The sequence below is a fragment of the Amycolatopsis sp. NPDC049159 genome, from assembly GCF_040648295.1.
GTDB lineage: Bacteria > Actinomycetota > Actinomycetes > Mycobacteriales > Pseudonocardiaceae > Amycolatopsis > Amycolatopsis pretoriensis_A.
The window spans coordinates 22,471-45,887 of record NZ_JBEZDL010000015.1 but is presented as its reverse complement, the minus strand read 5'-3'; the positions used below and the strand labels follow the sequence as shown (position 1 = coordinate 45,887).

The window sequence follows — 23,417 nt, the reverse complement described above, 5'->3', positions numbered from 1 at the left end:
TTGTTCCGGTCATCGCCCCCACCGGACGCCGCTGGGAAGGGACGCTCATGGAGTGGCGACAATCGTGGTCAAGCGGCCGGCCCGGCGGCCCGCGCCGGAGCTGCCCTCCGGCGAACTCATCCTCCAGGCGCCGCCGGAAATCCCGGCGCCGCCCGCGCGGCAGTGGGCGCAGCTGCTCATGGTCCTGCCCATGGTGGGCACGACGGGCGCGATGATGCTGATGTTCTCCGGTTCGGCCGCCGGGTCCGTCCGCTACGCCGTCTACGGGCTGATGGGCGTCGGCATGCTCGGCATGGTCGCGATGGGCCTGCTGCAGGGCGGCGGCCCGAGCCGGCGGGAAATGGGGCACGCGCGCCGCAAGTACCTGCGGCACCTGGCCCAGCACCGGCTGCGGCTGCGCCGTTCGGTGCGTCGCCAGCGCGAAGCGATGGAGTACCTGCACCCGGACCCGGCGGCGCTGTGGTCGCTGGCCGCGAGCTACCGGCTGTGGGAACGGCGCAAGGACGACCAGGACTTCGGCGTCGCCCGGATCGGCCGCGGCCCGCAGGGGCCGGCCACCACGCTGGTCGCGCCGGACACCAAGCCGCTCGAGGAGCTCGAACCGCTGTCCGCGCTCGCGTTGCGCCGGTTCATCACCACCTACAGCACGGTCGACCGGCTGCCGCTCGCGATCGCTGTCACCGGGTTCAGCCGCATCCACCTGCGCGGCGACCGCGAGGCCGCGCTCGGGCTGCTGCGTGCGCTGCTGGCCCAGCTGGCCACCCTGCAGTCGCCGGACGACCTGCGGATCGCCGTCTGCCTGGCCGACGACCGCCGCGCCGACTGGGACTGGGTCAAGTGGCTACCGCACGCGCTGCACGCCGAGCGCACCGACGCACTCGGCCCGCTTCGCCTGGTGGCGCCCACGATCCCCGCGCTGGAGTCGGTGCTCGAGGAGGAGCTGGCCAAGCGGCCCCGCTTCGACCCGGAGTCGGACGGCCGGGTGCCCGGCCCGCACCTGGTGGTCGTCCTGGACGGCGGTTCGGTCGCCGGCTCCGACCACCTGATGACCGGCGGCGGCGTCGAAGGCGTCACCGTGGTGGACCTGACGACCATGCCGCCGCGGGCGCTGGACCGGACCACCGTCGTCCTGGCGGTGGACGACGGCGGCGACCTCGTCAGCGAGACGATCGACGGCGAGGCCCCGCTCGGCACCGCCGACGCGCTGGGGCCGCTCGCGGCCGAAGGGCTCGCCCGGCAGCTCGCCCCGCTGCGGCTGACCGTGGGCCGGGGCGGGGACGCGCCGATGTCGGCGGAGCTGGGCCTGGCCGAACTGCTGGGGCTCGGCGACCCGTACGCGTTCGACCCGGCCGACACCTGGGTGCCCCGGCCGAACCGCGACCGGCTGCGCGTCCAGTTCGGCATCCAGGCCGACGGGACGCCGATCGAGCTCGACCTCAAGGAGTCCGCCCAGGACGGCATGGGCCCGCACGGCCTGCTGATCGGCGCCACCGGGTCCGGCAAGTCCGAGCTGCTGCGCACCCTCGTGCTGGCGCTCGCGGTCACCCACCCGCCGAACTCGCTGAACTTCGCGCTGGTCGACTTCAAGGGCGGCGCGACCTTCGCCCGGCTGGACGCGCTGCCGCACACCAGTGCCGTGATCACGAACCTGGCCGACGAGCTGCACCTGGTCGACCGGATGACCGACGCGATCAACGGCGAGCTCATCCGCCGCCAGGAGCTGCTGCGCGCGGCGGGGAACTTCGCTTCCCTGCGGGACTACGAGAAGGCCCGCGTCGCCGGTGCCCCGCTGCCCGAAGTGCCGACGCTGCTGGTGATCTGCGACGAGTTCTCCGAGCTGCTCTCCGCCAAGCCCGACTTCATCGACATGTTCGTCCAAATCGGACGCGTCGGGCGCTCGCTCGGCGTGCACCTGCTGCTCGCCTCGCAGCGGCTCGACGAGGGCCGGCTGCGCGGGCTGGAAAGCCACCTGTCCTACCGGGTCGGGCTGCGCACGTTCTCCGAGATGGAAAGCCGCGCGGTGCTCGGCCACCCGGAGGCGTTCCGGCTGCCGCGCGCGCCCGGGCACGGGTTCCTGAAGGTCGGCACCGACCAGCTCGACCGGTTCCGCTCCGCCTACGTCTCCGGCGTCCACCAGCGGGCCGCCACGGGGGGCGTGCGGCCGGTGACGCGGGCCGACCAGCTGACGCTGCGGGAGTACACGACCACTTACGTCGCCGACGAGCTCGACACCGGCGAGGCCGAGCCCGAACCCGTGGACGAGCCCCTGACCGGCGAGACCCTGCTGGACATCCTGGTCGACCGGCTGACCGGCCAGGGCACGCCCGCGCACCAGGTGTGGCTGCCCCCGCTGTCGGACTCGCCGACGCTGGACCGGCTGCTCCCCGCGCTCGCCGTCGACCCCCGGCGCGGGCTCACCACCGGCGCGCCCGGCGCGTTGCGGCCGGTGCTGGGGATCGTGGACCGGCCGTTCGAGCAGCGGCGCGACCCACTGGTCCTCGACCTCTCCGGCGCCGCCGGGCACGTGCTGGTGCTCGGGGCCCCGCAGGCGGGCAAGAGCACCGCGCTGCGCACGCTGATCACAAGCCTCGCGCTCACCCACACCCCGCGCGAAGCGCAGTTCTACTGCCTGGACTTCGGCGGCGGCACGCTCGCGTCGATCGCCGGGCTACCGCACGTCTCGGGCGTGTCGGGCCGGCTGGACACCGGGGCCGTGCGGCGCACGGTCGCCGAGGTCGCGGACCTGCTGGCCCGGCGGGAACGCCTCTTCGCCGAGCACCGGATCGACGGCATCGCCACCTACCGCAGGCTCCGCGCGGAAGGCCGGTTCCCCGAGCTCCCGCACGGCGACGTCTTCCTGGTGATCGACGGCTGGCAGACCCTGCGCACCGACTTCGCCGAGCTCGAAGAGGCGGTCGGCGACATCACCGCCCGCGGCCTGTCCTACGGCGTCCACGTCGTGGCCAGCTGTGCCCGCGCGTTCGACCTGCGGATGAACATGCGGGACCTGTTCGCCAGCCGGCTGGAGCTGAAGATCGGCGACCCGATCGACTCGATCATCGACCGGCGGGCCGCGATGAGCGTGCCCGCCGACGCGCCCGGCAGCGGGATTTCCCCGACCGGGCACCAGATGCTGCTGGCGCTGCCCCGCGTCGACGGCGTGTCCTCGGCCGCCGACCTGGCCGACGGCACCGGGGCCCTCGTCGACGCGGTCCGGACGTCGTGGCCGGGCGAGCCGGCCCCGTCGGTCCGGCTGCTGCCCGCGGTCCTCGCCTACGACGAACTGCCCGCCGCGGACGAGCTGACCGGGGCGGACGCCGGGCTCGCGGTCGGCATCCACGAGCGCGACCTCTCCCCGATGCGCCTGGACTTCGCCGCCGACCCGCACTTCTTCCTGCTGGCCGACACCCAAAGCGGCAAGACGTCGTTCCTGCGCGCGCTGGCCAAGCGGATCCAGGGCGCGTACCGGCCCGGCGAGGCCCGGATCATCGTCGTCGACCACCGCCGCGGCCTGCTCGGCGAGATCGCCGACGAGTACCTGCTCGGCTTCGGCGTCAACGACGAGCACAGCGGCGGCCTGCTCACCGAAACGGCCGAGGCGCTGACCAAGCGGCTGCCCGGCGCCGACGTCACACCCGAGCAGCTCCGGGCCCGGAGCTGGTGGCAGGGCCCGGAAATCTTCGTGCTGGTCGACGACTACGACATGGTGGCCACGCACAAGGCGCACCCGCTGATGCCGTTGCTGCCCCTGGTCGCGCAGGCCGGCGACATTGGCCTGCACGTGGTGCTGGCGCGCCGGACCGGCGGGGCCGGGCGCGGGCTGTTCGAGCCGTTCCTCGGCAGGCTCCGCGAAGTCGGCACCCCCGGTCTGATGATGTCCGGCGACCGCGACGAAGGCCCGTTGCTGGGCAACATGCGTGCCCAGGTCCTCCCGCCCGGGCGCGGCTGGCTGGTCGACCGCCGCGGCGGCAAGGGCCTCGTCCAGCTCGCCTGGCACCCCCCGACGACGTGAGAACAGGAGTGGACCATGAGTGGTGACATCGACGGCGACACCGACGCCATGCGGGAGTTCTCCCGGGTGCTGCTGGGCAGCCTCGAACGGGACCCGGTCCCCGTGGAGGTCAGCCATCGCGAGCCGGCGCTCCCGTGCGAGGGAGGCCTCGGGAGCCCCTGGTGCGACAACCTCACGGGCGCGGACGACCAGAGCATGCACGCCCTCCAGGAGTTCATCGCCCAGGTGGAGCAGGGGTTCAAGATCTACAGCTCGTTCGTGCACCGGACGGCGAAGGCGTACGTGGACGCCGACGAACAGGCCCGCGCCGAGTTCACGGCCCTCGACCCGGCACCCGAGCCGGGGCGGTGAGGGGTTCCCGTGGGAGGTCCGATCGAACAGTGCGTCGACACGTCCGCCATCGAGGCGCGGTACCGGGAAATCACCGCCGAGCGCCTCCGGCACGTCGGCAGGCTCGACTCCGCCGTGCTTATGTGGACCAAGGGCCGCGAGTGGATTTCGCGGCACGCCAACCTCTTGTACGCCCAGGCGTCGGCCCTCGCCGCTGCCGACCGCTGGCCGGACTCGGCGGGCCGGGAGTTCCGGGCGCGGGCCGACCGGGACACCTCGATCATGCGCAGCTGGGTCGATCCGAGCGGGCTCGCCAACCTGGTGCTGACCGCGGGACTGCCGCCCACCGGCGGTGACTTGCCCTCGACGGTGATCCGGTGCCTCACCGACCTGTCGCGCGGGATCTGCGAAGCGCACGTCAAGGTCGAACAGCTGCGCAACGACTTCGCCCGGAAGTCGATCAAGGAGCAGTCCGAAGACTTCGACGACGTCTACCGCGACGTCATGAAGGAGATCGACGGCCTGAAGCCCCGGTACGAGGCCGCGACCGCCGCACTGACCAAAGCCACGGGCCTGGGCTGGCGAGGCCCGCGGAGCGCGGCCCAAGATCCGCCCGGGCCGTCCGTGAACCCCCGGCCGGCGGCGGGCGCGCCGGGAACCGCGTCTCCGGCGTCCCCGAGCCCGGCACCGGCGGCCGCGCCACCGTCCACTCCGGACACACCGACCGCCGAAGACCCGCTCAAGGCCGCGCTCGAGGAGGCGCCGAACGCGCTGGACGCGGCCAGCCAAGCGCTCCAGGGATTTCAGCAGCTCGCGGGCGGCGCCGGGGACTCGCCGAGTCCGGCGGAGATCGGCTCGCCGACCCCCGCCGAGGTCGCGGACCGGCTCAGCGCGCTCGGTGACGGCGGTCCGGGCGACTCCGGGCTGCCGAGCCTCGCCGGGGGCGGCGGCGTTCCGGGCGGTGGTGGCTTCGGTGCGGCCGGCTTCCCCGCGCCCGCGCCGATGCCGGCTCCGGTGGTGGATCCCGGCTCGACGACGACGACGGCGGCGGCGATCCCCGCGTTGGGCACCGCGGCCGCGACCAGTGCGGCGGCCGCCGCGAGCAGTCCCGGGATGACACCGCCGATGCAGCAGCGCGGCGGTGGCGGGAAGCCGCCGAGCGGGATCAAGCCGGGGGACGCCGAACACCCGGCCACCGGGCGGTCCCGCAAACCCGCTGCCACTCCGGGCGTTCCGCTGCTCGGGCGGGCCGGGCGGCGTGGTGCGAAAGCGGCTCCACCACCCGCGTCGAGACGGCGCTGGGACACCGGGAACGACACCGTCCAGCTGCTCGACGAAGAGCTGTGGCAAGTGGACAAGACCGACGGCGCACCGCGATCCCGCGCCGGTCACTGAGGAGGGGAAATGGCTGCAGCACAGCAGATCAACGGCGACACCGACGCCATGAGCACCTACGCCGGGCAGCTCACCGCGCCCGCGATGCCGCCTTCGCTGGCCCGGCTCGGCACGCCGCCGAACCTGACCGGGCTGTTCGAGGGCATCGCGATGTCGGTGCTCGACAAGGCCGCCACTGCCGCGATGGCCGCGCTGCTGACGAAGGTGACCGAGGACATGGTCACCGACAGCACGAAGGTCAAGGCCGCCGCCGCGGGGTACACCGCCGCCGACGTCGCCAGTGCGCTGACGCTCGCGACGTCGGCGACCAAGGTCATCAAGCAGGGCGCCGACCTGTTCAAGAAGACCGCGGGCACGGTTCCGCACCCGTCCGACAAGACCGCCTGAGGAGAGTGCCATGGTCGTGCCCTACAACCTGCTGCCCATCGAACTGCACCGGGACATGGTCCAGGCCGAGCAAGCCAAGGTGCCGGTGCTGCTGGACGCGGCGAAGATGTGGACCGAGTGCCGCGAGTGGATCGACGCCGCGAGCACGGAACTCAACACCCGCGCCGGCCGGCTGACCCCGGAGTGGCAGGACGACGCCGGCCGCGCGCACGAGGAGAAGACCCAGCGGTCGCTGGCCGAGCTGAAGATGTGGGGTGAGCGGATCGACGCGGCCCGGCCGGCCGAGACGCTGACCACGCTCGCTTCGTCGATCTCGGACGCGCTCGCCGAGGTCATGACGTGCTACGCGGCGTACTGCGCGGCGGACCTGAACCCGCTGACGGCGATCCCGGCCAAGATCGCGGCGCAGCAGGCGTCGGCGTTCCGGATGAACGCGCTCGGCGCGCAGTTCGACGTGTCGATGCTGAAGGTCGTCGCGGCGTCCGGGATGCAGTCCCCCGGCGACCTGATGCCGACGCCGAAGGCGGCCGCGGAAGGCAACTCCCCCGCGGACTTCGTCAAGGCCGCCGAGGCCGGCATGAGCGCGCTGACCGAGCTGGAAGGTCTCGCCGAGTCGGCGGGCGTCGGCAGCGGCGGCGGTACCGGTGGCGACTCGCCGCTGCCCGGCCTGCCCGGGCTGGGCCAGGACGTCTCTTCGGGGCTGTCGCTGGCCGGGCTGTCCCCGGCGACGGCGCTCCCGCTGTCCGGCGCGGCTCTCGGCGGCCTGCCCGGGGGCGGCGGCGCGGCACCGGTGGCGTCGGGCCTGCCGGGCATGTTCGGCGCGGCGGGCGGGCTCGGCGCGATCCCGACGCTGGCCAAGCCGGTCGCCGGCAAACGCGCGCCCAGCCTGGCTTCGGAGGTCCGGCCCGGCACGGCGGCCCCGGCGCCGGCCAAACCGGCCGGGAGCTCGATGCCGCCGATGATGCCGCCGCACGGCGGCTCGGGCGCGGCGGCCGGGACGTTGCGCCCCGGCTCGCCCGAGCAGCCCACCGGCCGGGGCGGCGCCGGCCGCCGGGCCGCGGCCGCGACCGACGGCGTGCCCGCGAAGCTGCGCGGCCGCTCCGCCAACGGGAACCCGGACGCCGGCTTCACCCTCCCCCGCGGCCGCCGTACTGGGGAGACCGACGCCGACTCCGTCCAGCTGCTCGACGAGGAGCTCTGGCAGCCCGGCCGCTGATTGCGACGCCCCCGGACGGTGCACCCGTGCGGGGGCGCCGCGGTGCCTAGGATCGGGCGATGAGCTATCCCCACGCCGACCCGAGCCGGTTCGACGGCCTGCTCCCGCACGTCGAACACCACCTCGGCCCGGTCACCCACGGCCAGGGCGCCCAGCTCCCCGGCGGCGGCAACCGGGGGTTCGCCATCGGCTTCCACGCCCACCCGACGGTGCGGATGATCTCGGCGGCGACCACGGGGGTCCGGTTCCAGCGGATCGCCGCCCCGCTGCCGCAGGAGTTCGTCGTCTCCGCGCTGCCGGACCACGAGGACGAAGCCGGCTACCTCGCGCACGTGATCGCACGCGAGGCGATCGAGCGGCAGCGGGGTTACCCGTACGGCAGCGGCTACGTGAACGCCGAGCCGCTGATCCCGGGCACCGGCATCGCGTTCCTGCTCGCGGCCCCGCACCCGTTCGCCGACGCGGAGTTCGACGTCTACCGCGACGACCAGGGCGAGCCGGCGCTGCAGCTGGTCACGCTGCTGCCGTGCACCCGCGCGGAGTTCGAGTACGTCCACGCGCACGACGACGACCCCGACGTGCTCTTCGACAGGTGGCGCGACCGCGACACGGACATCCTCGACCTGTACCGGAAGTCGGCTGTCTGAGGTCGGTCAGCCGCCGACGGCCTGGTTGCGAGCCGCGGCCGGGTCCAGGCCCTCCGGCAGCCAGGCCACCAACCCCGCCGGCAACCGCAGCACCCGATCCGCCGGGTAGCCGCGAATCGGCCGTCCAACGCCCGTCAGCCGCCCACGGCCTGGTTGCGAGCCGCGGCCGGGTCCAGGCCCGGGCCCTCCGGCAACCGCGCCACCAACCCCGCCGGCAACCGCAGCACGCGATCCGCCGGGTAGCCCAGCATCTTCAGCACCTCCGGTGCCGCCAGCGAGTACCGGCGGCCCATGTCCGTCACCAGGGTCAGCGTTCCCGAGGGCGCCTGCGCCGACGGCATCGCTTCGACCACCGCCGCGCTGCCCGGGGGCACGTACACCCGGTCGGCCAGCGGGGTTCCGGCCGGCGAGCGGCGGGCAGTGGCCGACAGCGCGTCCGCCGGGGGCAAGACCGGGTCGACCCGCAAGCCGGGCGACGAGGCACCCGGCTCGAAGGTCGCGCACACCGTCGCTTCGCGGTCCTGCAGGCGCGCGATCGGCGGGCGGACCGGCGGGGCCGCGCCCTCGGCGTCGTCGGCCGGGTCGAGGCGGTGGGACGTCGTGGCCAGCGACGGCGGGAGCGTGACCGCCACCGGGTCGCCGCCGGGGTAGGCGGCCGGCGTCTGGGCGGCCGCGCGCTGGATGTCGTACTGCAGCACCGAAATCGGGCGCAGGACGTCCCGTTCGGCCAGGTAGTACTGCTCGCCGCCACCGGACGGGCGGACCACCAGCAGCATCCCCGCGCGCAGGTCGGTGCGGCCCGGGACGGCGCTCGACGGTTCGCCCGGCCGCGCCACCGGGATCGGGCCGATCGGCGCGCCTTCCGGCAGGACGTCCAGCCACGGCCGGCCGACCCGCGCCCACGGCTCGGCGGTCAGCGCGAGGCCGGTGCCGACCGCGGCGTAGTCCTCGATCCGGTGCCGGTGCCCGTGCCAGACGAGATACCGGTCCCCGTTCGTCACCAGCTCCACCAGCAGCGCCTGGTCGCCCAGCTGCGCGCCGCCGGCCGGGGCCGCGCCGGCCAGCAGCACCGACTCCTCGATCCGGGTGCCCGCCAGGTCGCTCGCGGGCGCCGAGCACAGCGACCACGAGCCGGTCAGCAGCCGGTCGGGGGCGGGCAGCGCGTCGGGTGCGTCGGGGATGCCGAGCCGCGGCCCGCGCGGGACGCCGGCCAGCGATTCCCGCGACACCTGCTCGGTGGCCTTGTGGTCGCCGAGCAGCAGCAGCGCGGACGCGTAGTTGGCCACCGGGTGCAGCCGCCCGTCGAGGTAGACGTACCGGGTGCCGGTCTCCTTCTCCACGATCACCGCGGAATCCTGGCGCCAGGCCGTGTTCCCGCCCGGCACGACCAGCCCGTACACGCCGGCGCCGGCCAGCGACACGATGCCGAGCGCGACCCCGGCGAACGTCGCGCTCCCGGTGCGCCGGAACGGCGGCTGCTCCGGATCGGTCTCGCGCGTGACGAGCGCGGACGTCGCCCGCTGCACGAGGAACTGGTACGCCTGCAGCTGGTCCCTTTTGGACGCCACGGTGTCAGCCCCCCAGCCCGCGCACGACGGTGTACAGGTCGAGCACCCAGCACACCACCGGCACGATCGCGACCATCAGCAGGATTTCGGCGTACTCGGCGAACCGGCCGAGGTACGGGTTCGCGCGCCGGGTGCTCAGCAGGACCCCGGCGGCGGTCGCGCCGGCCGCCACGGCGAACGCCAGCGGCCCGGCCGGCACCAACGCGCCGCCGGTCATCAGCGGGCCGAGCGCGAGGCAGCCGACGCCGGCCGTTCCCGCCAGCAGCAGCGGAACCCGTTGCCGCACGATCGGGTACAGCCGCGCCCGCAGCAGGAACCCCAGTGCCAGCACCGAAACCAGCACGATCGCCGCGGTGCCGCCGGCGCGGACGAGCACGACCTGGCAGTACGACACGACCGCCGACGTCCCGGCCAGCAGGCCGGTGAGGAGGCCGTCCGCGCGGGCCACGGCGCTGTGCACGAGCGGGAGCGGCGGCTGCGGGTCGTCGCGGACCAGGTCGGCCGTGCTGCGCGGCAGCACCGGCATCGGGACGCGGGCGAGGCGCAGGGCCAGCGGGGCGAACGCGCCGGACAGCGCGAGCAGGCCACCGCCGAGCACCGCCGCCGCGCGGTACCCGGCGAGGTCGTCGAGCGTCGCCAGCCAGCCGCCGAGCACGGCAAGCAATCCGGCTGTGGCCGCCGCCGTGAACACCGCCGGTGCCGCGGCCACGCCGAGGCGGCCCGCCAGCGCGGCGGCCAGCAGCGCCGCGCCCGCGAGCACGAGGTGCCCGGCGGACAGGTCCGTGATCGGGGCGCCGCCGGCCAGCACCAGGCCGCCCCCGGCGAACGCGTACGGCAGCGCGGCCGCGGCGAGCACCGCCCCGGCGCCGGCGTCCCGCATCGCACGCGCGAGCACCACCCCGGCGGTCAGCAGCAGGGCGGCCGCGGTCAGCGCCCACAGCCCCGGCCCCGGCCACGGCGGCCCGGCGCGCAGCACCGCGACCAGCCCGAGCAGCAGGGCCGCGGCACCGGCGGCCAGGCCGGCCACCCGGGTGTGCCGCGGGCCCCAGGCCCGGCCGGTGTGGCCGGAGCCGGTGGCGATCGCGTCGACCAGGTCGTCGTACTCCAGCTCGGGCCAGTCCGTCCGCCGCGGGGTCAGGTGCAGGATCTCGCCGTCGCGCACCCGGTGCGCGCCGAGGGTCCGGTCGAGGTCGAACGCCGTCCCGTCGGCCCGGTGCAACGACCAGCCGCCGCCGGGGACACCATCGTCGGCGAGCCCTTCGCCCGCGCGGGCGAGCAGCCCGGGCAGGATTTCCGCCACAGCGGCGTGTTCCGGCAGCGCGATGTCGATGCGCCGGTGCGGGGTGGCGACGGTGAGCCTGACGAGGCCGGCGGTCTGCATGGGAAAAGCCTCGGCCACCGCGCGCGCGAATGGGTGACGACGGCCGGAACCGGCCGCGCGAAACGGCCCACCGCACGGCTTTCGTGCGGGAGAATGGCGGCATGAGCATCGAGCACGCCGCCGTCGACCTGCTCGCCGACGGCCCGATCGCCACGGTCTACGCCGTCCGGGCCACCGGCGAAGCGGTCAAGGTGTTCCCGGGCCCGTTCGACCGCGAAACCCTGGCCGGGCTGGAGCGCGAGCGCAAAGCGCTGGCCGCCACCGGGCCGGCGCCGTCGATCCTGCCGCCGCTGGGCGTGGTCGACTACCCCGGTGGCCGCGCGGGCGTCCGGATGGAGCTGTGCCGCGGTTCGCTGGGCGCGCTGCTCGCGTCCGGCGTCCGCCTGCCCGCCGACGCGGTGCTGGCGCTGGGCACGGCGATCGCGTCGGCGCTGGCCGCGGCCCACGGCGCCGGCGTCCGGCACGGCGGCGTGACCCCGGACAACGTGCTCTACCGCGCTTCGGGCGAGTTCGTCCTCGCCGACTTCGGGCAGACGCTGCGCCGCCGGTTCCCGCGCGACCCGGCGCACGCGGTGGAGTACACCGCGCCGGAAACCCTGCGCGACGACACGCTTTCGGCCGCGTCCGACCTCTACGGGCTGGGCGCGGTGCTGTACGGCGCGCTGACCGGGACCCCGCCGTTCCCGCGCCGGACCGGGCAACGGCACGGCGAGCTGATCCTGCGGGTGCTGCGGGAACCGCCCGCTCCGCTCCCCGGCGACGTCCCACCCGGACTGTCCGATGTGGTCACCCGGTTGCTGGCCAAGGACCCGGCCGACCGCCCGGCGGACGCGGCGGCCGTCGTGGCGCTGCTGGAGAACGTCCGGAACGGCGGCACACCACCGGTTCCGGCCGAGGAACCCGCGCGGCCCGAGCCCGCCGAGGCCGAGCCGGTCGCGGCCGACGTCGAGTTCGACGACTTCGCCGAGGTCCCCCGGCCCGCCCCGGCGGCGCCGGCCCCGGGCGGGCGCACGCTGATCCGCACGTTCGGCGGCCCGGCCGAGCCCACCGGTTCGCCGTCCCGGCGCCGGGCGGTGGTGTCGGCGGGCGCGGGCGTCGTCGTCGCGGGCCTGGCCGTGCTGCCGTTCTTCACCGGCCCGGCCGAGGTGACCGGCCACGCCCTCCCGGCGGCACCGGCCGCGCAGCCCGCGAACACCACGGCCGGCCCGGTCCCCGACGTCCACCTCACGCTGGACAGCCCGGCCGACCTCGGCGACCACGTCCGCCTGACCTGGCAGGCCGACGGCGACCTCGACTTCGCCGTGGTGGTGGCGGGCGAGCGCATCGACACGATGGTCCTGGTCGCCCACCGCCAGCGCGCGATGGAGGTCCCGATCGACCCGGCCCGCCGCTACTGCTTCCAGATCCGGGCGACCGACGGCAAGAACGTGTACACGACCACCCCGGTCCCGATCCGCGGCGGCCGCTGCACCTCGTGACCGGCCGGCCCCGAGCGCCCCAATGTGGCGTTCGGTGCGTCCAACGCACCCAACGCCGGGCTTCCACGGCTGGCACAGAGACATCCGCACCACCCGCAATTGCGGTATCTGCGCTGGAGCCTGTGAACAGATCGTGCCCACTCCCCATGAAGCCGAAGCCCGCCGGCCGCTGACGAAGGCCCAGCAGGCGAACGCGGCGTTCGCCGATGCGGTGCGCGGTGGAGGGCGGCGTCGCCGCTCTCAAAGCCTGGCGGGTCCTGGACAAGCTCCGGATGGCACCGGGCATGCCACCACGTTGCTACGGTCTGCTGGTGCTGCCCCGGCACGAGCAGAGCGTCCGTGACGCTGCCCGGGTGGCAGGTGTCTGACCGTCACCACAGCTGGTCAACCCAGCATGACCAGCACAAACCACGATGAAACAACCCCATTGGGGCGCTTGCCCGGACCGCGGTGTCAGCGGCGCCGGGCCGGGGGTAGCAGCGTGCGCGGGTCCAGTGCCGAGCGCAGGCGGATCGTCCACGGCCGCGTCGCCAGGCTCCGGCGCAGCTCGCCCACCTCCTGCCACGCCCTCCGCACCGCGCCTTCCGTCACCGGAACCCCGGACCACAGCGCCATGTCGAGCACCTTGCCCAGCCGCGTGATCGGCTCCTTCGTGCCTTCGCCCGCCAGCTCGGCGAGGTCGCGCGGGGTCATGCCGACGCGGTAGGGCACGCCGTCCGCGCGCAGGCGGTCGCGGGCCTCCGCCCACGCGCCGAGGACGCCGTCCGCGCCCGTCGAGCGGCGACGGCGGCGGGTGCGGATCCCCTTCGCCAGCGGCACTCCCCACAGCCAGCAGACGAGCAGCGCGCCCACGACGGTCGCCGCCACCAGGTCCCAGCGGAGCGAACCGCCGGTGGCCACCGGGTCGTCGTCGGCCTCCTGGTGTCCCGGTGGCAGCTGCGGCGGCTGCAGCGACTGCTCCGGTGGCAGCTGGCGGCGAGCCAGCGCGGTCGCCTTCGCGAGACCGGTCTGCTGGCCGGTCTTGGCCGCGGCGGCCGTCGGGTCGAGCGGCACCCAGCCGACGCCGGCGACGGCCACCTCGGGCCAGGCCAGCACGTCCCGGTTGCGCACGACCCGGAAGTCACCGTCCACTTCGGACGATCCGCCGAACCCGGCCACCAGCCGCGCCGGGATGCCGGTCAGCCGCGCGAGGGCGACGTAGGCCGCGGCGAACTGCTCGCTCGTGCCCCGCCGCGTGTCGAGCAGGAACCGCCGCAGCTGCGGCCAGCCGTGCCCGGTCGGCAGGTCGGCGCCGACGGCGACCTGGTAGTGCGTGCTGAGGAGCCGTTCGAGCTGTAACGCCGACTGGAACGTCGGGCGCAAGCCGCGCACGGCGTCCCGGGCCAGCTGCTCGACGTCCGGGGGCACCTGGCCGAGCTCACCGAGCCCGCCTTCGGCCTTCGCGTCGACCTCCGCGCCCTCGAGCCGGGCCGCGTCGACGTCGGGCGACGACCACGTGAGCCGGTACCGCGGGTCCCGGCCGGGCGGGTCGAGCAGCAGCGCGCCCGCCGTCTGGTCGACGAGCGGGTCGACGCCGGTCACCCCGGTCGGCACCGGCTGGCTCGGCAGCCACGGTCCCGGCAGCCCGGTCACCTGCACGTCGGCGGTGCGCGTGGTGCCGCCGGACGCGCTGTCGAGGCGCTCCCCGAGCCGGCGCAGCCGCAGGTCGGTGGACCAGTTGGCGCCGTCGAAGCCGTCGAGGACGGCCAGCCGCCAGCGGTCGACCGGCGCGTCGCTGCGGTAGCGGAAGACTTCCGGGCCGGGCCGGGCGAGCCGGTCGCCGACCTCGTCCAGCGGGTTGCCGAGCCCGTGCTGCGCGAGCGGCGCGATCTGCCGGTCGGTGAGCCGGACGGGATCGCGCCCGGCCGGGTCGAGCGCACCCAGCGCCGCGGCCCCGGCGAGCAACCCGGCGACGGTCGCCACCACGAGCCAGGCCGGCTTCGATCCGCCGGGACGGGACCACAGGGTCAGCGCGCCGGCACCCGCGTAGAGCACGGCCGCCCCCACCGCGACCGGGCCGGACAAGGGTTGGTACGACTGGGAAAGCGCGGCCACCAGCACGCCCGGGAGCAGCGCGAGAAGCGGCTTTCGCAGCCGCAGCAGGACTTCCAGGCCGACGGTCGAGGCGAGCAGCACCGCGAGCGGGACGAACAGCAGCTGCTCCGGGACCGGCCGGGCCGGCCAGGTGGATTGCAGGGTGAGCAGCCAGCCTTCGGTGGCGCCGCGGGCCAGGACGGCCAGCGTCTCCCCGGTCGGCAGCCCCGCGAGGGTGGTCGGGAACGCGACCGCCTCGGCCAGCCCGAGAATCCCGACGGCGAGCACCAGGAGCGGGCGGTACGGCGCCGCTTTCGGCCACCGGGCGCAGAGTTCGGCGCAGGCGTAGGCGAGCGCCACGACGACGAGGACCGGGACGAGCACCGCGGTGAAGCCGAAGACCGGGGTGAAGAGCAGCCCCGCGACCGCCGCGGAGCCGAGCACCCCGGCGACGGCCGGCCGATCGACCCCGGCCCCGAGCCCGGCGGCCCACCCGACCCCGGACCCACGCCCGGCGGCCCACCAGGCTCCGGCTTCGCGCCCAGCAGACCGATCACCCCCGGCCCCGCGCCCGACGCCCCGCCCGACCCCGGCCTCGCGCCCGGCGGCCCGCCCGACATCGGTGCGGTCGTTCCCACGGCGGCGCCCCCTACGCGCCACCGTGGGACCGCCCGCGACGCCGGGCTGTACCGCCCGGCCCGCAATTCCCCTCGTCACAACGCCCCCACCATCAGACCGCTTCGCCCGGCTCCACCGTCCGGCCACACGGCGATCGCCCGTGGCCCGATCCAGTCGTGCCGTCACGCTGTCCCCGTCATCAGCGCGTTCCACCGCGCCGCCGCATCCGCCGCGTCCACCGCCGAGATCTGCCCCGCCCCCGCGACCGACCGCGCGCCGAGGCGGATCACCGTGTCCGGGTGCCAGCGCCGGGCCGGGCCGAGATCCGCGTCCGGTCCCGTCACCACCACCACGACCCCGCCCGGACGGCGCCCGGCCGCCAACGACGCCGGCAGCAGCGGGGCATCGTCAGCGCCGTCCTGCGTCACCAGGCACAGCTCGTCCAGCACCACCCTCGCCACGCGCAGGCCGCTGTCCACCGGGGTGTCCGTGCCGGTCGGCGTGATCAGCCGGCAGTGCTGCCCGGCCGTCGCCGACGCGAACAGCAGCGACGCCGCCACCTCGACCGCTTCCTCGAACGCGGCCGCCGTCAGTGCCGCCGGGCGGGTGTCGAGCAGGACCGTGCAGCGCAGCTGGGCCGGGTCGGCGTACTCGCGCACCATGAGCCGCCCGGTTCGGGCCGACGCTTTCCAGTGCAGGTGGCGGACTTCGTCGCCGATCACGTACTGCCGGACCGCGCGCAGGTCCGCCGAGCCGCGCAACGGCGGGTCCGTGATCGGCCCGTCGTGGTGGTGGCGCGGGTGCCCGGCGCGCGCCGGGCGCACCGCGTGCCGCCGCGGGTGCACCCACAGGCTCGCCGTGCCGCCGATCGCCCGCTCGCCGCGGGCGAGGGCGAACAGGTCGGGCCGGTCGAGCACCAGCGGGCCCACCTCGAGCCGGCCGCGGCGGGTGGTGGGCAGCTCGTAGTGGTACGTCGCCGACGCGCCCGGCGCCAGCGGGCGCACGCGCACGCCGTGCGTCTCCGCACCCGTGCGGTCGCCCGCCGCGAAGCCGCCGTGCCGGCGCGTGCCGGTGTTGCGGACGGTCAGCGTGGCCAGTGCGGGTTCGCCGCGCTCGATCCGGTCCGGCAGCACGGTGCGCTCGACCTCGACGTCGGGCCGGAACCGGACGACGGCCACCGCCACGAGCACCGCGGCCGCCGCGATCCCGCCCAGCGCCCGGAACAGCGCGTACCCGGCCGCCTCGCCCACGGCGTACAGCACGACCGCGGCGGCGAGCACGAAGACCCCGCGGCGGGTGAGCCGCACCGCTACCGCCCCGCCGTGGCCGCCGGCGCGGGCGTCTCGGCCAGCAGTTCGTCGACGACGTCGGCGGTGAGCCGCTGGTTCAGCTCCGCGTCCGGCGTCAGCACGAGCCGGTGCCCGAGCACCGGGTGCGTGACGTCCTTGACGTCGTCGGGCGTGACGAAGTCGCGGCCGTGGGTGGCCGCGAGCGCCTGCGCGGCGCGGATCAGCGCGATGCTGCCGCGCGGGCTGGCGCCGTAGCGGACGGCCGGGTGCGTCCGGCTCGCCGTGGCCAGCCGGACGGCGTAGGACACGATTTCCGGGGCCAGGTGGGACTTCCGGACCTCGGCGATCACCGCTTGCACGGCGGCGAGGTCGAGCACCGGCCGCAGCTCGTCCGGCGTCACCCCGGCGCAGTCCCCCATCACGACCCGCATTTCGGCGTCGTGGTCCGGGTAGCCGACCGAAAGCCGCATCAGGAACCGGTCGAGCTGCGCCTCCGGCAGCCGGTAGGTGCCCTCCAGCTCGATCGGGTTCTGCGTGGCCACCACGAAGAACGGCCGCGGCACGTCCTGGCTGACCGCGTCGACCGTCACCCGCCGCTCGGCCATCACCTCCAGCAGCGCGGACTGCGTCTTCGGCGTGCCGCGGTTGATTTCGTCGGCCAGCACGACGTTCGCGAAGATCCCGCCGGGGTGGAACTGGAACCGCTCGGCGTTCTGGTGGTAGACCATCACGCCGGTGATGTCGCCGGGCAGCAGGTCCGGCGTGAACTGGATGCGGTTCCAGCTCGCGCCGACGCTGCGCGCCAGGCAGCGGGCGAGCGTCGTCTTGCCGAGGCCCGGCACGTCTTCGATGAGCAGGTGCCCTTCGGCGAACAGCGCGGCGACGGCGAGGCGGACGAGTTCGGGCTTGCCGCGCACGACCGTCTGGACGTTCTCCGCGATCAGCTCGTAGGCGGCCTTGGGAGTCGGGGTCACGTTTCCTTCTTCGCCTCGGGTTTTCCGGTCTTCTTGAGCAGGCGGCGCGTTCCCAGCAGCGCGAGCGGGCCGAGCACGACCACGAACGCGGGAGTGCCCTGGAAGTGGTCCGAGCCGGTGCCCGCCGACGTCGTGATGGTGACGTCGACCGGGATCGCGCCGACCCAGTAGATGTTCGAGATGGTGAGGTTCGTGGTGCCGCTGCACGGAACGGACGGGGACGAGCCACCCAGCGCGCTCGCCTTGCACGTCGCGGCCGCGCCGTTGCCGTTCGCCGTCACGGTGACGATGATCTGCTGGTCCGGCGCGCCCCGGCCCTGGACGTGGGTGATCTTCACCGTCGGCGGGCCCGAGGGCACGCGCACCGTCTTCTTGCCCGGGCTCCCGGTGAGCGCGGCGCCCGAGCCGTACCTGGTCACCGCGCGGACGGTGACCGTGACGGACCCGGTGAGCCCGGAGAACTGCGCCGACGTCCCGGAAACCTGGCGTTCCCCCGCACCGGTCGCGCTCACCAGGTAGTGCACCAGGTCCGCTCCGTGCAGGTCCGGCGCGGACCAGCTCGCCGACACCTTCCCGCCCAGCGCGGCGGTCAGGGTGACCGCGGGCGCGCCGGCCGCCTGCCCCGGCGCCGCCGCCTTCGCACTGGCGCCCGGGCCGGTGCCCGCGGAGTTCTCGGCGGACACCGTGACTACGTAGGACTTCCCGTTGTCCAGCCCGCTCACGGTGGCGCGCCGCGCCGAGCCGGCGACCGTCGTCGACCCGCCCGGCCAGGACACGTGGTACGCGGTGATCCGCGCGCCGTTGTCCGCCGCGCCCGACCACGTCACCTTGATGGCGCCGTCGGAGGCGGACGCGTTGACGTTGCGCGGCGCGCCCGGCGGCGTCGCCCTCGCGACCGGCGGCGGCGCGGGCCGGGACGGCGGCTGCTGTTGTTGCTGCTGCTGCTGTTGTTGCGGTGGTGGCGCCGAACCCGTGTCCGACGGCTGCGGCGGAGCCGGCGGCGGGGTGGCGGCCTGGTGCCGCGCCTGCTCGTCGACGGCCACGTCGGCCACCGAGCCGCTTTCGCCGTCGACGACCAAGACGTGCGAGCCGTCCGCGCTGTCGACGTAGACGCGGTCGTCCTGGCCGTGGGCCAGCCGCGGCCGCCCGGCGGCGCCGGGAACCTTCTTGGTGCTCTTGAGCGAGCCCCGGCTGTCGTAGGTCCGGACCTCGTTGCGGGTCTCGTCGACCAGCGCGACGACGTGCGCGGTGGCGACCGGGCCGCTGAACCGGCCGTCCTTGGGCAGGTCGACCGAAACCGGGTGGCCCGCCGGCCCGTCCTTGCCGAGCCCGGCGGTGTCGAGCAGGTGCAGCTGGTTGCGGTCCGGGTCGGCGACGGCCAGCCGCCCGTCGACCGAGGTGTCGGCCACCAAGGCGGTCGGGGGCAGCTTGACGCCGATCGCGACCGGCTCGCCCAGGCCGTCCTTGCTCACCGGGCTCAGCGTGTCCGCGGTGACGTCCAGCAGCACCGGCCGGTCGTCGACGAGCGCCGGCAGCCCGCTGTGCCCGGCGGGCAGCTGCGCCGGGCAGGTCGGGGTGGCGGCCCCGCGCGGCAGTTCGCACACCGAGCCGGTGTCGATCCGGTACACCCACAGGGTTCCGTCGGTGGTCGCGACGGGCGAGGACAGCGGGCCGCCGGCCGCGACGGTGGCCACCGGGTCGCCGAGCCGGACGATCCGGCCGGCGTTGCGGTAGACCAGGTACGGCCCGCCCGCGACCTCCAGCACCGACGGCGTTTCGGTGGCGGGCGGCGCGATCGCGCTCTCGACACCCAATGTCGACTTGTCGAACATGCTGATCCGCGACCGGTCGACGACATAGCCGGACCGGCCGCCCTGCACGACCTGGCTGCCCGGCCCGGCGGGCACCCCCGCCCGCGCGTCGACCTGGCCCGCGCCGCCGTCGACGTGCAGCGCCGATTGGAGTGCATCGCTGTACACCCAGTGCCCGGACTGGACGTACTCCAGGTCCGACGGCATCGGCGCGCGGCCGGCGACGGCCACCCCGATCAGCGCGAGGCACCCGGCCACCAGGAACGCGACCACCAGCCGGGTCCGCGCGGCGGCACCCAGCCCGCGGCCCTTCTTCTCCGTGCCCTCCCCGGCCACGTCGACATACATGGCCCCGACGCTAGGGCCCGATCATGAAATTTCGATGAAACGCCGTGACCCGCACCGATGTCATCGAAACCTCAGCTCCACCGGGGAACCTGGCCCCCGGACCGGCAGGAGGAGGGGCACGATGACGGATTCCGGCGCGGCTCGGGCGAACGGGTACCGCGGCGCGCCCGCGCCACCGCCCGCGCACCCCGCGGCCACCCGGCCGGCCGCGTTCGGCGCGACGGCCGGCGCGGACGCGGCTTCCCGCGCGGCGGCACGAGAGGCCGCGCTCGCCGCGTTGTCCGCGGCACGGCAGCCGTCGTCCCCGGCGCGCGTCCCGGCGCCCGTGGCGCCGCCGAGCCCGCCGCGGACTCCCCCGCCGGCGCACCACCGCCCCACCGGACGGCCGCGCGCGCTCGGCGCCGCGCGGATCGTCTGCGGGCAGGTCGTCCTGGTCGCGCTGGTGCTGGCCGCGACCCGGCCGTGGCCGGTGCTCGTCGCCGTGGCGATCCCGGCGGCGGTGGTCGTGGCCCTGACGACGGTCCGCGTGCACGGCCGCTGGCTGTCCGCGTGGCTGGTGGTGGGCTCGGACTACCTGCTGCGGAACCGGACCCGCGACCTGCGCGGCCCGGCCGAGGCGGGTCGCGAGCTGCTGCGGCTGCTCTCGCCCGAAGCGACCGGGACCACCGGCGACACCGGCTTCCTGCTCAGCCGCGCGGCCGGGATCACCGTGGTACTGCAACCGAAAACGGCCGGGCGGGACCCGGCGATGCCGTCTCCGGAGACCTTGCTCCCCCCGCCGCACGAACAGACCGAGGCGGTCGCGGCGCAGGTCGTCCACCACGCGGGGATCCCGCGGGACCGTCCGCCGAGGGTGTGGCTGGCACTGCAGGCGCTGCGCACGGTCGACGTCCAGCACGACACCGACGTCCAGCGAGCGCTCGGCAACGCCGTGCGGCGGGTGCAGCGCCGGCTCCGCCGGGACGGGCTGCCCGCCCACGGCCTGACCGAACCGGAGCTGCTGGGCACGCTGGCCTCGCTCGCGCACGTCAACGCGGGCCGCGGGCAGGTGCGCGAGGACTGGCGGTACTGGCACAGCGGCAAGATCGCGCAGGCGACGTTCCGGCTCGGCGGCTGGGCGGAGCTACCGCCCGGGGTGGCGCCCCAGCTGCTGCGCTGGCTGCCGGCGAAGCTCCCGCGCGCGGCGGTCACGGTGGCCGTCACCGCCCACCGCCCGACCGCGACGGCACCCACCCGCACCGAAGCCACCCTCCGCCTCGCGGCGGCGAGCACCGCGGAGCTGGACCACGCGGCCGCGGAGCTGACCCGGTTGGCGGGTGAGTGGGCACTGTCGGTGGACCGCCTCGACGGCCGCCACGCCCAGGGGGTGGCGGCGACAGTGCCGATCGGCCTCGCCGGTCCGTGACCTCCGGCCATCGTGGCCGAACCGTTACGGCGGGGCGAAACCGGCGCGGGCTCCGGAACGACCTCACCCCCGGAGGGTGCCGTCCGCCGGCGGACCCGGAACCCGACGAGGGGGCCTGTGAACCAGTCAGCCGAGCACGCACGCGACGAGCTTCGACGGCACGCCGGGAAGCTGCACCTCACCACCTCGTTCCTGATCCGGCACGAGCGCCTGCGGTCGGCGCTGGAGACGCAGACGTCCGCCCTGCGCTGGGACAAGAAGCTGTTCGACGTGCTGCGGTCCCAGCCGCACAACAGCGGCCTGTCGCGCGCCGTCGAGCCGATGTTCGACGACATCGCCGACCGCAAGAGGGGCCTGTTCGTCGACGACTTCCTCATCCAGTCCGGCAGCCCGCACCCGCGCCGGGACCACCGCCCGGCGCTGAGCGACTCGATCGACATCGGCGTACCCAGCCGGATCGCGTGGTCCACCGAGGGCAGCGACCTGTGTGCGGAGTTCGACCGGCCCGCGCGGTTCGAGGGTGTCCACTGCCGCGCCTTCTGGGTGGCGCACTCGAACCTGTCGCTGTCCTACCACCTCTCCTTCGAAATCCCCTACCGGCACACGGCGGCGGACTACTACGCGCTCTCCGTGCTGCAGAAGGTGCTCTTTCCGACCGAACTGGTCCCCACCACGCAGGAACTCGACGCCGGTTCCGTCATCACGACGTCGCAGTACGACCCGCGGCGCGTCGAGCGGTCCTTGTCCGGCTACATCCGGCACCGCTTCACCATCGACGTCGCCGACCTGTTCAAGCGGATCCTGACCACGTCGTCCTCCGCGCCGGCGAAAGCCGTCGAAGGCACCGGGCTGGCGCACGCGCTGCTGGACGGCGACACCCCCGGCGGGCCGGTCGCGAACTGGCAGCCCGTCTGCGTCTCGGTGCTCGAAGACGCCTACTTCTTCCACCTCCTGCGCCCCGACCACCGCGACCGGCCGGCCGGGCTCGACGCGGTCGAGCCGACCGGGGCGGACGACGGGTTCCTCGTCTACGACCAGTGCGTGCTCGACCGGTGCGACGCCGACGACCTGGCCCGCTACTTCCTGTCGGGCTACTTCCAGAACGTGATCGACTTCCTCCGCCAGGACGTCGCCGAGGTCCTGGACGGCACCGAACCGGTCTACCCGCTGCCGGATACCGAAGACGACCCGGGGAGCCTGACGCTGTACGTCTCCCCCACCGCGGTCTACGAGGTCGTCGACCGGTCACGCAGCCTCAGCGCCGGGCGCGGCTGGATCGGGACGTGCCCGTACCTGTTCCTGGTCCACCTGATGACGCTCCACAACGAGGACCTGGTCCGTCGCTACGAGGAGCAGGTCCGCGGCCTCATCGAGCACCTCGAGCGAGTCGACCTGCTCGGGGTCCGCGTTCCCGGCCGGGGACGCCCCAGCGCCCACAGCGACGAGACGTTCAACCGGTTCCGCGAATTCCGGCTGACCACGTTCGAAGAGGTGCACCGGCACCGCTACTTCAACATCCTGCGCTACAGCACGGAAAGCGCGTTCTACGAAGCGATCGAAGCCGGGCGCGGGATCCACCAGCGCGAGCAGTACTGGGCGGCCGTTGTCCGGGACGTGGAACGCATGGAGACCGCGGTCGACGACCTGCGCACGGCACGCCAGCAGCGGGCCGACAGCCTGCGCAACAAGCTGCTCGGCGCGGTGGCGGTGATCGGCATCCTCCAGGTGGCCTTCGAGGGACTGAACTACAGCTTCGAGGGGAATCCGGGCAAGATCGCCTGGGCGATCGGCTTGTTCCTGGGCGCGGCCCTCCTGGCGGCGGCGGTCGCGTTGCTCCCAGGCCGCCGGAGGAAGTGACCGCGCACGCGGGAATCGCCACGTCGTCGCCGAAGTCGGTGCTTTTCCCAGCAGCAACCCAGGTATTCCGGCCGAAACATTCACTCGGGCCAAATGGGTGAGACGAGTAACAACGTGGTTTTCCGCAGCGAATCTGGTGGGGCGCAGCAACGAAATGGAGGAACGCCGAAGAGCGCTCGACAACCAGTCCGAACAGATGGAGAACCGAAATGAGACGGAAAATCGTCGCGGCCGCGTTGATCGTGGGCATCCAGCCGGTGCTCGTGGGCCTCGCCACCGCGGGGCCCGCGTTCGCCGACTGCCCCGCCAGCACGTTCTGCCTGTACCAGACGCACGACTACCACGACGGCGAGTACCGGTACGCCCCGACCACGACCTGCACCAACCTCGGGGCGGGGATCACCAACAACGCCAACTCCATGCGGAACTACCGCAACCACCAGGTGCGGCTGTGGGACCTCCCCGGCTGCGGCGGCGCGCTCACCTACACCGCGCAAGCGTTCTCCTACGACTCGGACTTCGGGAACAACGGCTTCTCGAACAAGGCCAGTTCGCTCAAACGCATCTGACCGGCACCACAAAGGGGTGGCCGGCCGTGCGCCGGCCACCCCGCCGACCGCTGAATTCC

Annotated in this window: 16 protein-coding genes; 10 read left to right on the top strand and 6 right to left on the bottom strand. The window is 74.7% G+C overall.

Features of this window, described 5'->3' with window-relative positions:
• The first annotated feature begins 52 nt into the window (after positions 1 to 52).
• From eccCa to AB0B33_RS26745, 6 genes are read left to right on the top strand one after another with little or no spacing between them, the layout of a single operon-like run.
• Positions 53 to 4,012, top strand: coding sequence for a type VII secretion protein EccCa (eccCa, locus tag AB0B33_RS26770; RefSeq protein WP_360776702.1), 3,960 nt, complete (start codon positions 53 to 55; stop codon positions 4,010 to 4,012).
• Positions 4,013 to 4,027: 15 nt separating this feature from the next.
• Positions 4,028 to 4,363, top strand: coding sequence for a hypothetical protein (locus AB0B33_RS26765; protein ID WP_360776700.1), 336 nt, complete (start codon positions 4,028 to 4,030; stop codon positions 4,361 to 4,363).
• 9 nt (positions 4,364 to 4,372) lie between these two features.
• A complete protein-coding gene (locus AB0B33_RS26760) occupies positions 4,373 to 5,737 on the top strand; it encodes a hypothetical protein (RefSeq protein ID WP_360776698.1) in 1,365 nt (454 codons plus the stop codon).
• A 9-nt stretch (positions 5,738 to 5,746) separates the two neighbouring features.
• On the top strand, positions 5,747 to 6,124 hold the full coding sequence (locus AB0B33_RS26755; RefSeq protein WP_247022652.1) for a hypothetical protein: 378 nt from the start codon (positions 5,747 to 5,749) through the stop codon (positions 6,122 to 6,124).
• Positions 6,125 to 6,134: 10 nt separating this feature from the next.
• Positions 6,135 to 7,340, top strand: a complete 1,206-nt coding sequence (locus AB0B33_RS26750; protein WP_360776696.1) for a hypothetical protein — start codon at positions 6,135 to 6,137, stop codon at positions 7,338 to 7,340.
• A gap of 59 nt (positions 7,341 to 7,399) precedes the next feature.
• Complete coding sequence (locus AB0B33_RS26745) at positions 7,400 to 7,987, top strand: suppressor of fused domain protein (protein ID WP_360776694.1); 588 nt, start codon at positions 7,400 to 7,402, stop codon at positions 7,985 to 7,987.
• Between the two features lie 134 nt (positions 7,988 to 8,121).
• On the opposite strand, the gene eccB is transcribed toward AB0B33_RS26745, so the two are convergent.
• Together eccB and eccD are read right to left on the bottom strand one after the other, a co-directional pair.
• Positions 8,122 to 9,555, bottom strand: a complete 1,434-nt coding sequence (gene eccB / locus AB0B33_RS26740; protein ID WP_360776692.1) for a type VII secretion protein EccB — start codon at positions 9,553 to 9,555, stop codon at positions 8,122 to 8,124.
• A gap of 4 nt (positions 9,556 to 9,559) precedes the next feature.
• A complete protein-coding gene (eccD, locus tag AB0B33_RS26735) occupies positions 9,560 to 10,936 on the bottom strand; it encodes a type VII secretion integral membrane protein EccD (protein ID WP_360776690.1) in 1,377 nt (458 codons plus the stop codon).
• Between the two features lie 101 nt (positions 10,937 to 11,037).
• On the opposite strand from eccD, the gene AB0B33_RS26730 reads away from it, so the two are divergent.
• The gene (locus tag AB0B33_RS26730; protein WP_360776688.1) at positions 11,038 to 12,414 is read left to right on the top strand and encodes a protein kinase; all 1,377 of its coding nucleotides are present in this window, start codon (positions 11,038 to 11,040) and stop codon (positions 12,412 to 12,414) included.
• 453 nt (positions 12,415 to 12,867) lie between these two features.
• Here AB0B33_RS26730 and AB0B33_RS26725 read toward each other — a convergent pair whose 3' ends face one another.
• The 4 genes from AB0B33_RS26725 to AB0B33_RS26710 form a co-directional block, all read right to left on the bottom strand.
• Entirely contained in the window at positions 12,868 to 15,147 is a 2,280-nt protein-coding gene (locus tag AB0B33_RS26725) for a transglutaminaseTgpA domain-containing protein (RefSeq protein ID WP_360776686.1), read from the bottom strand.
• A gap of 140 nt (positions 15,148 to 15,287) precedes the next feature.
• Complete coding sequence (locus AB0B33_RS26720; RefSeq protein WP_360776685.1) at positions 15,288 to 16,412, bottom strand: DUF58 domain-containing protein; 1,125 nt, start codon at positions 16,410 to 16,412, stop codon at positions 15,288 to 15,290.
• A 2-nt stretch (positions 16,413 to 16,414) separates the two neighbouring features.
• On the bottom strand, positions 16,415 to 17,368 hold the full coding sequence (locus AB0B33_RS26715) for a MoxR family ATPase (RefSeq protein ID WP_360776683.1): 954 nt from the start codon (positions 17,366 to 17,368) through the stop codon (positions 16,415 to 16,417).
• Positions 17,365 to 19,527 (bottom strand): fibronectin type III domain-containing protein, encoded by a 2,163-nt coding sequence (locus AB0B33_RS26710; protein WP_360776681.1) that lies wholly within the window; start codon positions 19,525 to 19,527, stop codon positions 17,365 to 17,367. The genes AB0B33_RS26715 and AB0B33_RS26710 overlap by 4 nt, the downstream gene beginning before the upstream one ends.
• A 121-nt stretch (positions 19,528 to 19,648) precedes the next feature.
• Here AB0B33_RS26710 and AB0B33_RS26705 point away from each other — a divergent pair, with 121 nt between their 5' ends.
• From AB0B33_RS26705 to AB0B33_RS26695, 3 genes are all read left to right on the top strand, one after another.
• Positions 19,649 to 20,932, top strand: coding sequence for a type VII secretion protein EccE (locus tag AB0B33_RS26705; protein WP_360776679.1), 1,284 nt, complete (start codon positions 19,649 to 19,651; stop codon positions 20,930 to 20,932).
• A gap of 117 nt (positions 20,933 to 21,049) precedes the next feature.
• A complete protein-coding gene (locus tag AB0B33_RS26700; protein WP_360776677.1) occupies positions 21,050 to 22,789 on the top strand; it encodes a hypothetical protein in 1,740 nt (579 codons plus the stop codon).
• Between the two features lie 209 nt (positions 22,790 to 22,998).
• Positions 22,999 to 23,358, top strand: coding sequence for a peptidase inhibitor family I36 protein (locus AB0B33_RS26695; RefSeq protein ID WP_247022635.1), 360 nt, complete (start codon positions 22,999 to 23,001; stop codon positions 23,356 to 23,358).
• Positions 23,359 to 23,417 lie beyond the last annotated feature (59 nt).